Source organism: Extibacter sp. GGCC_0201 (assembly GCF_017566055.1).
In the GTDB taxonomy this organism is placed as follows: Bacteria; Bacillota; Clostridia; order Lachnospirales; family Lachnospiraceae; genus Extibacter.
This window is the reverse complement of sequence record NZ_JABFCH010000010.1, coordinates 68,918-81,859: the sequence shown is the minus strand read 5'-3', so window position 1 is coordinate 81,859 and position 12,942 is coordinate 68,918. Positions and strand designations below refer to the sequence as shown.

The 12,942-nt window shown below is 51.3% G+C and carries 13 protein-coding genes; 6 read left to right on the top strand and 7 right to left on the bottom strand.

The features are described 5' to 3' along the window. Nucleotides 1-20 precede the first annotated feature (20 nt). The 5 genes from HJV72_RS08900 to HJV72_RS08880 form a co-directional block, all read right to left on the bottom strand. Nucleotides 21-2,441 carry an ATP-binding protein gene (locus HJV72_RS08900; RefSeq protein WP_208070349.1) on the bottom strand — a complete coding sequence of 807 codons (2,421 nt, stop codon included), beginning with the start codon at nt 2,439-2,441 and terminating at the stop codon, nt 21-23. 84 nt (nt 2,442-2,525) lie between these two features. Next, nucleotides 2,526-3,272, bottom strand: a complete 747-nt coding sequence (locus HJV72_RS08895; protein ID WP_208070347.1) for an ATP-binding cassette domain-containing protein — start codon at nt 3,270-3,272, stop codon at nt 2,526-2,528. 9 nt (nt 3,273-3,281) lie between these two features. Continuing rightward, nucleotides 3,282-4,820 carry an ABC transporter permease/substrate-binding protein gene (locus tag HJV72_RS08890; RefSeq protein ID WP_208070346.1) on the bottom strand — a complete coding sequence of 513 codons (1,539 nt, stop codon included), beginning with the start codon at nt 4,818-4,820 and terminating at the stop codon, nt 3,282-3,284. Beyond that, nucleotides 4,821-5,432 carry a 4Fe-4S binding protein gene (locus HJV72_RS08885; protein WP_208070344.1) on the bottom strand — a complete coding sequence of 204 codons (612 nt, stop codon included), beginning with the start codon at nt 5,430-5,432 and terminating at the stop codon, nt 4,821-4,823. Nucleotides 5,433-5,445: 13 nt separating this feature from the next. Beyond that, on the bottom strand, nt 5,446-6,291 hold the full coding sequence (locus HJV72_RS08880) for an SIR2 family NAD-dependent protein deacylase (protein WP_208070342.1): 846 nt from the start codon (nt 6,289-6,291) through the stop codon (nt 5,446-5,448). Between the two features lie 208 nt (nt 6,292-6,499). Here HJV72_RS08880 and HJV72_RS08875 point away from each other — a divergent pair, with 208 nt between their 5' ends. After that, nucleotides 6,500-6,817 carry a winged helix-turn-helix transcriptional regulator gene (locus HJV72_RS08875; protein WP_208070340.1) on the top strand — a complete coding sequence of 106 codons (318 nt, stop codon included), beginning with the start codon at nt 6,500-6,502 and terminating at the stop codon, nt 6,815-6,817. Nucleotides 6,818-6,903: 86 nt separating this feature from the next. Here HJV72_RS08875 and HJV72_RS08870 read toward each other — a convergent pair whose 3' ends face one another. Further along, nucleotides 6,904-7,491: an NAD(P)H-dependent oxidoreductase gene (locus tag HJV72_RS08870; protein ID WP_208070338.1), complete on the bottom strand. Its 588-nt coding sequence runs from the start codon at nt 7,489-7,491 to the stop codon at nt 6,904-6,906. Nucleotides 7,492-7,653: 162 nt separating this feature from the next. Between HJV72_RS08870 and HJV72_RS08865 the strand changes: the two genes are divergently transcribed. From HJV72_RS08865 to HJV72_RS08845, 5 genes are all read left to right on the top strand, one after another. Next, nucleotides 7,654-8,040 carry a BlaI/MecI/CopY family transcriptional regulator gene (locus HJV72_RS08865; protein WP_208070336.1) on the top strand — a complete coding sequence of 129 codons (387 nt, stop codon included), beginning with the start codon at nt 7,654-7,656 and terminating at the stop codon, nt 8,038-8,040. A 1-nt stretch (nt 8,041) separates the two neighbouring features. Continuing rightward, nucleotides 8,042-9,835: a BlaR1 family beta-lactam sensor/signal transducer gene (locus HJV72_RS08860; protein WP_208070335.1), complete on the top strand. Its 1,794-nt coding sequence runs from the start codon at nt 8,042-8,044 to the stop codon at nt 9,833-9,835. A 152-nt stretch (nt 9,836-9,987) separates the two neighbouring features. After that, entirely contained in the window at nt 9,988-10,542 is a 555-nt protein-coding gene (locus tag HJV72_RS08855; RefSeq protein WP_208070334.1) for a TetR/AcrR family transcriptional regulator, read from the top strand. 65 nt (nt 10,543-10,607) lie between these two features. Then, on the top strand, nt 10,608-11,288 hold the full coding sequence (locus HJV72_RS08850) for a hypothetical protein (RefSeq protein WP_208070333.1): 681 nt from the start codon (nt 10,608-10,610) through the stop codon (nt 11,286-11,288). Next, the gene (locus HJV72_RS08845) at nt 11,285-11,713 is read left to right on the top strand and encodes a DUF2871 domain-containing protein (RefSeq protein ID WP_208070332.1); all 429 of its coding nucleotides are present in this window, start codon (nt 11,285-11,287) and stop codon (nt 11,711-11,713) included. The genes HJV72_RS08850 and HJV72_RS08845 overlap by 4 nt, the downstream gene beginning before the upstream one ends. A gap of 8 nt (nt 11,714-11,721) precedes the next feature. Here HJV72_RS08845 and HJV72_RS08840 read toward each other — a convergent pair whose 3' ends face one another. Beyond that, nucleotides 11,722-12,897, bottom strand: coding sequence for a DUF6070 family protein (locus tag HJV72_RS08840; RefSeq protein WP_208070331.1), 1,176 nt, complete (start codon nt 12,895-12,897; stop codon nt 11,722-11,724). Between the last annotated feature and the right edge of the window lie 45 nt (nt 12,898-12,942).

The following is a 12,942-nucleotide window of genomic DNA, read 5'->3' as shown; positions in this document are numbered from 1 at the left end:
GCTGTCCCCCCTGCAATTGGTTATTCATTCATACCTGCACCGCCGTCCGGCTCTTTTCCGTTGCGCACACGCCACGCAGTGCAGTCTGCCAATGTTTTTTTCAGCTGTTCCATCGATATCGGCTTGGCAAGGTGTCCGTTCATACCGGCCTGGCGGGCATGTCTGACGTCCTCTGCAAATGCATCGGCAGTCAATGCGATGACAGGCAGCTCTTCAATCCGCTCCATCCCGCAGCCGCGTATCTGCCTTACGGCCTCATATCCATTCATGACCGGCATCTGTACATCCATAAAGACAATGTCATAATAAAGCGGCGGGTGTGACTGCACTGCTTCTAACGCCTGCCTGCCATTTTCCGCACTTTCCACCTGCGTCCCAAGCAGTTCCAGCATCTCTGTCGCAATCTGCCTGTTCAGCTCATTGTCTTCCACGAGCAGCACCTTGAGCCCGGCAAAGGATTCCATATCCTGGTACGCGTCTGCCGGTTTTGCAAAAGCAGAACCGTCACTCTTTGCCAGATACAAGGTTATCGTAAACTTTGACCCCTTTCCATGCTCGCTTTCAATCTGGATATCCCCGCCCATCATAGCTACCAGATTTCCGACAATCGTCATTCCAAGACCCGTTCCCGCAACCTTGCTGACTCTGCTGTCGTCCGCCCGGCTGAACGGTTCATAGATATGTTCCATATATTCCGGTTCCATGCCGATTCCGTTGTCCTCGATAATGAACTGGTAGGTGCCTATCTCGTTCTCTTCCCTTTTAAGCTCCCGCACGAAAAGCGAGATGGCCCCCCCTTCTTCCGTATATTTGGACGCATTAGACAGGACATTCTCCAGGATCTGACTGAGCCTTCCTTCATCTGCAGTAACCTTGGAATGCATATCCTTCTCCACATCGATGGACAGCGTCTGCTTCCGCTTCTTAGTCGACACCCGTATCATATCTGCTGCCTCATCCACCAGTTCATGCAGGTCAAGCTTCCGTTCCGTCAGCTCAAATGTTCCGCTCTCTATCTTGCTCACATCCAGCACTTCATTGATGAGTTCCAGCAGCCGCCCGCCGGAACCGGCAATCGTCTTCAGATACTCCCTTACCTTCTCCTCATCCCCCGTGTTCATCAGTGCAAGCTCCGTCATGCCGATAATGGCATTCATCGGCGTCCGGATGTCATGGCTCATCCTGGAAAGAAAATCGCTTTTGGCCTGGCTGGCCTTCTCTGCTTTATCCAGCGCTTCTTCCAATATCTGCTTCGTCCGGCGTTCCTTCTCTATCGTCTCTTCCTGTATCCGCCGTTCCTCATCTATATTTCTCGAAAGCGTAATCTCAATCAGGTCGTCCGTATAAGGGCTCTCCACCCTCACGACCTGGGTGAAATTCCAGTGGTATTCCCCGTCTTCTCCAAGATGGGGCACCTCCATGGACACAATCCGTTCCCCGTGCAGATACGTGCTGATCAGGGCGCTGCGCCGGAACTTGCTGATAAACTCATCCCGATAATCCGGATGGACACCGGCAAGTTCAAATGCAATCAGCTCGTCAAAGCAGCCGTCGTCGTCCGGCCTCCTGACATGTGACCGTTCATATTCAAGCATGTGATATGTATTCTGAGTCAGATTGACCGCGATGAGCATCTGGTAGGCCGCCCTTGCAGCCGTAGCCAGCTGGCTGATCTCTACATTGAGCTGCTGCTCCAGCAATGCTTCGTCATGTACATCGTGATATACGAGTACGCACCAGCAGTCTTCCCCGTCTGCCTGGCCTATCCTTGCCGCCGCAAACTCCGCTATACGGTAGCTGCCGTCCTGGGACAGGCGCCTGAGCCGCCTGGTAAGGCGCTTCTTGCCTCTTCCGAATGCCGCAAGCATCGCCTCCCGGGAAAAGCATGCATTGAACGGTTCCAGATCGTCCGGATGGATGACCTTATCCGCATAATTACGGTTTTCCACACCAAAACTGCCCTGTTCCGGTATATCTGTCCAAAGTGTATCTTTCTGGCAGTTGACATAATAGTCGTCTGTCAGATTCGCGATGATACACTCGTCAAATACCGTCACAAGGCTCTGTGCATACATATGCTGGATATTTCTCATATCCTGTTCTTCCTCAAGTTTCAACCTGTGAGGAGCAGCTGTCACTACGATTGCACGTATGTTTCCATCCCATATGATTCGGCTGGCAGTCACGTCAACTGTCGTATGGAGCAGCGGATCTGGACAGACGATATGTATGGACTTCCTGTCCCCCAGGCTTTCCAGCGGGCAGCAGCCACACACTTCAGGCCATACATCATGGCACTTGGCGCCTGTTACGGCCCTTCCGCGTCCGGTCTCCCGGCAGCGCTCGTTAAAGTACAGCAGCTTGTGCGTCTCTTCTTCTATGACATACACGCTCATATCGGTCAACGCATCGAGTAAAGCAGCCAGATTGTCGGCAGACATAGACTCATCTCCTTATCCCTGTCAGTTTCCGTCTAATAAGATATGTCTATTATACACGTTGAGGTGGAAAATAGAAAGGGCTTTCTAAGGGCAGGGTTCTTGCCGTTCTTTTTCCACCAGCCTGCCGACAAATTCCGTTCCCGGACTATAAAGCAGCTCCCTGGGCGTCCCGTACTGCTGTATCTTGCCCTGATCCATCACCAGCACTTTCGTGCCGAGCTTCAAAGCTTCTGATATATCATGGGTCACAAAAAGTATGGTAATCCCCGTCTTCTCATGAATCTGCTTCAGTTCTGTCTGCAATTGTCCTCTTGTTATCTCGTCAACAGCCCCGAACGGCTCATCCATCAGCAGTATATCCGGAGACGCCGCCAATGCTCTTGCGATACCGACTCTTTGCTGCTGTCCCCCGGACAGCTCCGACGGATACCGTCCTCTCAGCTCTTCCTCAAGGCCGACAATCCCCATCCATCTGCTCACGGCCTCTTTCGTCTTCTTTTTATTCTTCCTGTTCAGCAGATTCGGCACATACGATATGTTCTGTTCCACTGTCATATGGGGGAACAGCACGCTTCCCTGAAGCGCATAGCCGATATTCCTGCGAAGCTCTATCATATTTTCATTCCGTATGTCCCTTCCATTGACGATGACCGATCCTCCGGTGGGCGACACAAGCCCGTTTGCCATCTTCAGTATGGTCGTCTTCCCGCAGCCGGAGGAACCTATAATCGTGACAAATTCCCCCTGTTCTACGGCCATGCTGAAGCCTTCTATAATCACCTTGTCACCGTAGGCCTTCTTGATATCCCGGTATTCTATCGCTTTATTCATTATGACCTCCTACCTGAGCAGCCCTGCATCTTCTAAGAACTGTTCCGCCACCTCTTTGGGCTCCATCCCCTGAGCTTCCACCTTATTGTTGAGCTCAGACATCCTGGCATCTGTGAGTATGCCTGTCACCTTTTCCAGCACCTCCAGCAGTTCAGGATGGTCTTTCACCACTTCGGAACGTACGACATTGCCACACAGATAGGATGGATAGAACTTCCTGTCATCCTTAAGCACCGTCACATCTGACGTGCTGAGCTGTCCGTCTGTCGTAAATATGATCATCGCGTCAATCCTGCCCTGGTTCACTGCCTGGTATTTGAGCCCTATATCCATGTCCATCGTATTGCCGAACCGGAATCCGTATGCCTCGCATAACGCGTCATAGCCGTCCTCCCGCTCGAAGAAATCATATTCTGCCCCAAAAGTGAGCTGCTCCGCCACCTCCTGCAAGTCGGAACATGTCTTCAGATCATACTCATCGGCCACCTCTTTTCTGACAGCAAGTCCATACGTATTGTTGAATCCGTACATGCCTTCCCACTGCATTTCGTACTTTTCTTTGTACTCTTTTTCCATCTCATCAAACATGTCCTCGGTATATAGTCCCTCTTCTTTCAGCACCATGTTCCAGCCTGTACCGGTATATTCCGGATAGATATCAAATTCTCCCTTCTCCATCGCGGGCTGGATATTGGAAGTCCCGCCGCCGACCCCTTGTGTCACCTCTGCCTCCAGGTCCGTGTCCTGCTCAATCAGGATATGGAGCATCTCTCCCAGGATATACTGTTCCGTCATCGGTTTGGTCGCAATCTGTATCGTCTCTTTTTTATTGTAATCAGCGAGCCCTGCTGCTATCAGGACGATGCACAGCAGGCCAGCCGTCATCTTGACAGCTCCGTTCTTCTTTTTTGCCTTAGCTCCGGTCCTCTGCATGCTCTTTTCCACGATACCGAGGATAAAGTCTACGGCAAGAGCAAGAATAGCGATAAGCAGGCTCCCCGCCATCGTCATAGCCGCATTGTTCGTAGTGATGCCGCGGTAGATGGCCACGCCCAGCCCGCCCGCTCCGATAAAGGAAGCGATACCTGCCAGCGCTATCGTCATAGTTACCATGTTCCGTATGCCTGACATGATGACCGGCATTGCCAGCGGAAGCTTAATCTTATAGAGCATCTGGAATCTCGTACTGCCCATTCCTCTTGACGCCTCCAGTATACCCGCGTCCACATTCGTAATGCCCGTGTGGGTAGCCCGCACCATCGGCAGCAGCGCATAGATCGTGAGCGCGATGACCGCCGTGACATTCCCCACGCCGGAGAAAGGGATAAGGAATCCAAGCATAGATATGGACGGAATCGTATATAGAAAGCCAATCACTCCAAGCGTCGGTTTTGCGGCCCTGTCATATTCGCTGATCAGTATCCCGGCTATCCCGCCCAATAGGATAGCCGTCAGAATTGCGACGAGCGATATCTCCAAATGTTCAAGCAGCAGCTTCGCAAAGAACCCTCTCCGCTCTGCAAGCATAATCCAAATGTTCTGCATCATCTACAGCTCCCTCCCTGCGACTGCCTCCGACGGACAGCGCTCATAACAAAGACCACAGTGCAGGCAGTGTTCCTGCACGATTTCATACGGTGTCTTCCCAAGTATGCACTGCTGCGGACAGACATCCAGACAGACGCCGCATCCGGTACACTTATCGGTAATGTAATATCCTCTCCCGGTATTCTTATGCTCTCCGAACGTAAATGTCTTCCGGCAGATGTGCGGCTGCCCCAAATCAAAGAATTCCAGTTCCCCGTCTTCAATACGGAATGCTTCCAGTATGTACCTGCTCTCCCCGGGATATACGTCTTTCATGGAAGGATTTGCTTCAAATATCCTGTCTATCTTCTCCTTCTGGTCCTCCACCCTGCATGCCAGACCATTGAGCCTTACCATCTGGTACTTCTTGTTCATGCCCGTAACCGCGACATCCGGGACCCTTAAAAGCTCTTTGTAGAAATTCTTTCCCCTTGCCGTACAGAAGTAAAGCCTTCCCTCTTCCACAAGCATCACATCTATCATCCTCACCTGTGGCTTTCCCTTTGCATCTACCGTTGCGAACGCGACGTCTTTAATCTCTCTCAGCATGTTAAGACAATCCTGTACATCCATAACCGCACCTCCCTCATTCTACTGTTCTTTCCTCCATAAGCCGCCCAACCGCTTCTGCCAGATCTATGTCCATGCACAGTGCCCTTTCCCTGATTTCCAAGGGTGCCCACGCCTGGCCTTTGTTCACGCAGATATAAAAAGCATGTTCATACTTTGCCGTCATCTGCCAGAACGGATACTTGATGATGCCTGGCGTGTTCATACCAACGCCTAGTTCCAGAAATAGTATCCTTTTCCCGCTGTACCTTCTGATAAACCGTTCGTACCTTCCACACGCCGCATGCCATGCTTCGTCCTCGATGAAATACCCGTCACAACGAAGATGCACTTCCATATCTCCGCCGCATACCGGGCATCTCGGGATAAGGGCGGCTGGTATCCTTAAGCCATGCTGCTGCCGAATCATCTCACGTACCTGCCGCTCATTGTCATACAGCCTGCTATGGCATGCCTTCGCACATTGGAACTGTCCGTAATCGCCCTGGACCGCAAAGATTTTCTCCTCCTCAAAGCCCGCCTCGTAAAACTGGTGGTCCACATTGGTCGTTATGACGAAGTATTCCTTCTCTTCCACCAGCCTGCGTATATCCATATACAGACGGGACGGCTTCTGGTCATAACGGTTGCAGTAGATATGCCGGCTCCAGTATGCCCACTTTTCCTCCTTTGTCGGAAACGGATAGAAGCCCGCGCTGTACATGTCTGTCATGCCGTACCTGTCTATAAATTCCGCAAAATTCTTCCGGAACCTTTCTCCCGAATAGTCATATCCCGCCGCCGTAGAAAGGCCGCTTCCGCCTCCTATGGCAACGGCATCCGCTTCCTTGATCATATCGTAAAGTCTTCTCACGGCTTCCATCCTGTCACCTCCGCCCATTATCACTTGCTTGCCACGTCTCTTCGTACCTGTCTATATCTTATTCCATTTCTTTTCACAATGGAAGTACGCACTTCAAAGTGTCATAGATTCTGTTCTGATACCTTGTTTCTAAAATATACCTTGCGGTTCCTCCCCACATGTCCTATATTGGATATAGGACGATAACGATTCTATGGAGGTGGGAAGTATGTCGAACGATATCCCGGAATGTCCTGTGGAAATGACATTAAAATTGATTGGCGACAAATGGAAAGTGCTTATCATCCGAGACCTTCTAAGCGGTACGAAGCGCTTCAGCGAACTGATGAGATCTGTCACCGGCATCTCACAGAAAGTGCTCACCGGCCATCTGCGCGCCATGGAAGCCGACGGCCTCCTGACCCGCAAAGTCTATCCAGAAGTGCCGCCCCGCGTGGAATATACGCTTACCGAGACCGGATACAGCCTGGAGCCGATACTGGATGCCATGACAATATGGGGCAGCAGGTATAAATCTTCACGTTAGACGATAGAAGCAGGCACTGTACCTTGTCGGGTACAATGCCTGCTTCTAAACATATGGAAAGTATGGCTGTCCGGGATGACATCCCCTTACCACTGCTTCGCCTCCTTTACGGTCCTCTCCACTGCATCGCGCCATTGCCGTTCCCTGTCAATCTCCTGTATATCCATGCCTTCCGCGCAGACATACCGGAATCCGGGGATGCCGAGCATACTGCATACTGCCTGCAGATATATGCTTCCAGGCTCCTTTTCTCCTACAAAGCCGCCCGCGGTCTGTATATACATAAGTTTTTCGGCGGAACAGCGTCCAACCTGCCTGGCTCCCTCGTACGCAAATGTAATCCCATTCACGCAGATGTGCTCGATATATACCTTAAGCATAGACGGAAATGACAGATCCCAGTACGGAGCTCCGATAAGTATCCGGTCCGCACCGGCAAACTGTCTCGCATAATTGAACATACAGTGACTGAGTTCCCCCGTCTTGACAAGTTCGTCACGCCGTATGGTGTCCTCTTCAGTCAGAGGTGCCATGCCTTCTTCTTTCAACACGATGGTTTCTACCTCACAGTCCGGGTGGCTTTTCTCCCATTCATCTAAAAAAATACGGCAGAGCCTTCGTGTCCTGGACGCCATGTCTTCCTTCGTACAACTGTCTACAAATAATACGTTCACGTTTACCTCCAAAATATGTGTTCTGCTCCTATGTTACCATCTCCCGCCTGTTATTTCAAATACATATTGGAGCAGTACGGGAACGCCCGCAATTATTGACAATACCCTGCAAAAACGATATAATCTATCTATTACAATCGTAAGATTTAAGGAGGAGTTGTTATGGCGCCACTGCCCCAGATATCCGAAGCCGAATATGAAGTGATGAAGATCGTATGGAAGCATGCCCCCGTCAGTACGAACGAGATAACGGAACGGCTGACCGCGGTTACGGACTGGAGCCCGAAGACAGTCCAGACACTGATCAAGCGGCTCGTGAACAAAGGCGCCCTCACTTATGAGAAGCAGAGCCGGGTCTTCGTCTATACCCCGCTTGTAAAAGAGCAGGAATATGTGAACGAGGAGAGCAGCTCTTTTCTGAAACGTTTCTACAACGGCGATATCACCGCGATGCTCTCTGCCTACATTGAAGATGACAGACTTTCGGAAGCAGACATCGCTTCTCTTCGCTCCCTTCTTTCCAACAGTTCCAGAAAAGGAGGGAGATGATATGGATTTCATCGTCCGCTTTCTCATATGCAATGCTTTTATTGCTGCCATCATCGTCATCCTCCTGGCAGTCCGGCAAGTATTGAAAGGGCTGTTGTCTGCCCGCCGGAAGTACCAGCTCTGGTTCCTTCTGCTCGCCCTTCTCGCCGTACCGTTTCTCCCTGTAGATATGCCCCGGTTCCGGCAGATACTTTCACGGTTCATCACAGCGGGAACCCGTCCGGCATCCGGCGCGTCCACTGCTTATGAAGCCACCGGTACGGTCCCTCCGGGTGCCGGTTCTGGCTGGCTCAATGACTTCAGCATCTCTGTGAGCCGGAAGGCGCCTGCCGCAGCAGAAATGCTGCTGCTTGTCATATGGATCGGGGGCATGATTGCCATGCTCATCATGCTGACCATATCTTTCCTACGGCTGAACGAAATCCGTCGGTCTTCTGCAGCGCTCCAGAATACTCATATTCTTGCACTCTACCGCAGCTGCCTGCGTGAGGCAGGCATCAGCAGGGACATTCCGCTGCGGACAGCCGTGTTCTTAACATCTCCTGTCATCGCGGGCTTTATTAGGCCCTGCATCTATCTTCCGCCCCATCTCATATCGGAGGAGCATCCGGACGATATCCGGTACATGCTGCTGCACGAGCTTCAGCATTACAGGCATAAGGACGCACTCGTCAACAATCTGATGAATGCTGCCAAAGTTCTGTATTGGTTCAACCCGTTCGTATGGTTTGCATTCAAAGAGATGCAGGGCGACCGGGAGGCGGCATGTGATTCCGCCGTACTGCAGATGCTGGACCGTGCGGAATATGAAAAATACGGCCATACGCTTATCAACTATGCCGAGAAGATATCTCTCGCTCCCTTTCCCATAGCCTCAGGCATCGGGGGAAGTCCGAAGCAGCTCAGGAAAAGGATTCTGAACATCGCCTCATACCGCCCTGAATCTGCATCAAAACGGATACTGGGACTGTGTATCTACTGTCTCACCGCGCTGGCCCTTTTCGGTACCGCCCCTGCACTATCTACCTACGCGTCCGGTAAGGACTACTATGATTTCGATACAAAAGAGGCACAGATATCATACCCCGACCTGTCCTCTTATTTTGGCGGGTATGACGGAACCTTCGTGCTCTATGACACAGCGGCAGACTCCTGGCTCATATATGAAGAAGCGCATGCAGCTCTTCGCGTATCGCCCAACTCGACCTATAAGATCTACGCCGCTTTGCTCGGCCTGGAGACAGGTATCATCTCCCCCCAAAAGTCCCAGATGGAATGGGATGGGACGGCCTATCCCTTTGATGAATGGAATCAGGACCAGGATCTTCATTCAGCCATGCGCAGCTCTGTAAACTGGTATTTCCAGACTATCGACAGACAGGCCGGCGCCGGGGCGGTGCATGCTTTCCTAACGCAGATGCACTATGGGAATGAGGACAACAGCGGGGGAACCGATTCCTACTGGCTGGAATCTTCCCTTAAGATCTCATCCATCGAACAGGTAGAACTTTTAAGGCATCTGTATGCATATGATCTTCCGGCAGACAAGTCAAACATAGATGCGGTAAAGAATGCCCTTCTTCTGTCACAAGACGGCAGCACGGCGTTGTACGGCAAGACCGGAACCGGACGCGTGGACGGGAAAGATGTAAACGGCTCGTTCGTCGGATGGGTGGAGCTTCCAGGCCGTACATGCATCTTCGCTGTCAATATCCAGGGAGATTCCGAAGCTACGGGAGCTGCCGCCTCACGGACGGCGCAGTCCATACTGTCTGACATGCAGCTCCTCGACTGACACGGGTTTCCTGCTTATCCAACGTACAACACGGTGCAGGTATATGCGGCCTGCCAAGATGCCAAAAATATCTCCAACATCTTGACAGGCCATATTGTTTGGATTATAATGAACAATGTTCATATTCATTTTATGAAAGGAGAAGATGACCGATGAATAAAGTCGTGACGTCTAAAGAAGCCATACTTGCCGCATCCCGGAGCATTGTAATGGAAAAGGGCATATCTGCCGTCAACATGCGCTCCGTAGCGGATGCCTGCAGCATAGCGGTAGGGTCTCTGTACAACTACTTTCCGTCCAAGGCGGAACTGCTCAGCGCCGCCGTAGAAGATGTGTGGCGCGATATCTTTCATATGGGCGATTGTACGAAGTTCGATTCCTTCTCCGACTGCCTGATCTGGCTGTTTGAGCGCGTGCAGAAAGGGTGCGCCCGGTATCCGGGATTTTTCACCTTCCATTCCGTCAGCTTTGCGGCTGGAGAGAAAGAAAGGGGACGGCTCGTAATGCAGCAGTATTTCGGGCACATAAAAGAGAGCCTGGCGCAGGTATTGAAAAATGACGGAAACGTTCGTCCTGACGCGTTCGGTACCGGCCTGACCGCGGAAGTATTTGTAGATTTCATCTTTACCGTATTTACATCTATGCTGCTAAACGGACAGGACAATTACAGGCCGCTGCTAGAAATCGTTTCCCGCTGCATATACTGACCTGCACCCTTGTATACTGACGCTATCATCGCTGTTTGAAAATAACGAAAAGGAGGTGCCTGACAATGCAGGCAATAATGGAAACATCATTCGATGCAGTCTACCTTATTACAGTAATCACCCTCGGAATACTTATGATTCGCAGAAGCCGGGGGACAAAGCAGTATCTGCTCTTCGGCGTCATGGCTGTGACGCTCGGGGCCGGCGACGCATTTCATCTCGTTCCCCGTGCCGTGGCACTCTGTACGACAGGGCTCGACCAATATACTGCCGTACTCGGCATCGGAAAATTTATCACGTCTATAACCATGACCATATTTTACATACTGCTCTACTATGTATGGCGGCTTCGCTACCGCATAACGGGACATATGGCGCTGACCGTCTCTGTCTATGCGCTTGCACTGCTGCGCATTATACTCTGCCTGTTTCCGCAGAACGGCTGGACATCTGCCGATGCTCCGCTTAGCTGGGGCATCGGGCGCAACATCCCATTCGCCCTGATGGGGCTGCTTATCATCGTCCTCTTCTACAGATCTGCAGGAGCGCATAACGACAGGCCGTTCCGGCTGATGTGGCTGACGATAGTCTTAAGCTTCGCTTTTTACATTCCTGTCGTGCTTTTTGCCGATACCGTACCTGCTGTAGGAATGCTGATGATTCCTAAGACATGCGCTTATGTGTGGACCGTGCTCATTGGCTATATTGACATGAACAGACATCTGAAAGGAGTTGATACGATATGAAGAAATTATGGCGTATTTCATTTATTTATCTTCTGGCCGGCATAGCCTCTGGCGTATTCTACCGCGAGTATACAAAATATATGGCTTTTGACGGCAGGACCACGCTGGCATTCACCCATGTGCACCTGATCGTACTCGGCACGCTGCTCTTCCTGGTCCTGATGCTGTTCTGCAAGGATTCCTGTCTCCTGCAGAGCCGCAAATTCAAAGTCTTCCTGATTCTATATAACATTGCCCTGCCTCTTATGGCAGTCATGCTCCTGGTCCGCGGAATCACGCAGGTCCAGGCACTGCCGCTGAGCAGAGGGGCAGATGCGGCTATTTCGGGAATTGCCGGCATATCACATATCATGATAACCGCGGCCCTGGTTGTCCTTATGCTCGCAATAAAAAACTGCTTCGTCGATTCGAAGCCGCACAGCTGACCGGCCTGCTATCCGTTCCCTCCATAGTATTCCTGCCACTGCTCCTCTGTCAGTCTCTCCATATACCATTCCGGTTCCACATTGTCATCTGATGGTACGACATGGTTTGATACATATTGATATCCGCCCCCGTTAAGCGGTCTGACGACCACCTCATGGCGGAACGCTCTTTCCAGGCTTTTCTTGGGCCAGACCGCATTGACGGTCAGCTTGAGCGTTCCGTCCCCATTCTCTTTATAGGACACCACTTCAGGAAACGGGACATCCGGCGTCGTTCCCTTGTCGTACAGGCCCCGCGGCCTGTACTGGTAAGTGTGCGTCTCTTCATGGTACGTCGTCCTCTGTCGGATCGTCTGACTGTCCATCTGGAAGAAGTCGAGGAACGCAGCTTCAAATTCCTCTTCCGGCACTTCATAGGTCCTGCCCGTAAAGGCAAATTCGTAAGGTGCTTTCTCCCCTGTCTTCATCGTGTACAGCTTCTCATAGAGATCATACAGGTTCAGATTCCCGTAATCATCTTCATTCCAGTCGATCGTAAACATATTGTTCTGATGATATCCGATTGGAAGCAGATACTTCCGGTTCAGCTCCCTGCACGAATCATCGAGCGGCTGCAGCCGTACGGCCACCCGTCCGCTGCCGGCACCGGTAAGGTTGTTGCGCTCAAAGAACAGGTACCCCCCTTCATCACAGACCCATGTCTTCGTCCTGTACTCTTCCTTATAGTCTGACTTTGGCACAGCTCCCTCCCAGTAGAGCGAACTCTTTACTACATCCACATTGCCGTCCGCTGTCTTAAGATCATAACGCGTAAATCCTCCTCCGTCATTGACGATGAACAGCGATACCCTCGCTTCTTTCTTCTCTTCAACCTTTCTTGCGAACGTCCTTACCTTATCCGGATTCTGCATATTGACCTGATTACCATAATCGCTTGCCGCATATCCTTCTTTTCCGATATGCTCTACAATGAGGCGTGTCGTCTCAAGTGTTCCGTCTGTGCCTTCTTTCACAGCTTTTTTGTATATATCACGATATCCTTTCGCTATCTGAATCGACTCTTCAAAGGGCACCCCTGCGCCTTCTTCCTTCCGGCTTCCCTCATCCGGGCCGGAAGACCTGCCGCAGCCTCCTGTCAGCAGCACCAGGAATGCGCATAATGCTATGACTCCTCTTCGGTACATATGTCTTCCTCCTTATTCTTACAACTGTAATATTTAAAAGCATAC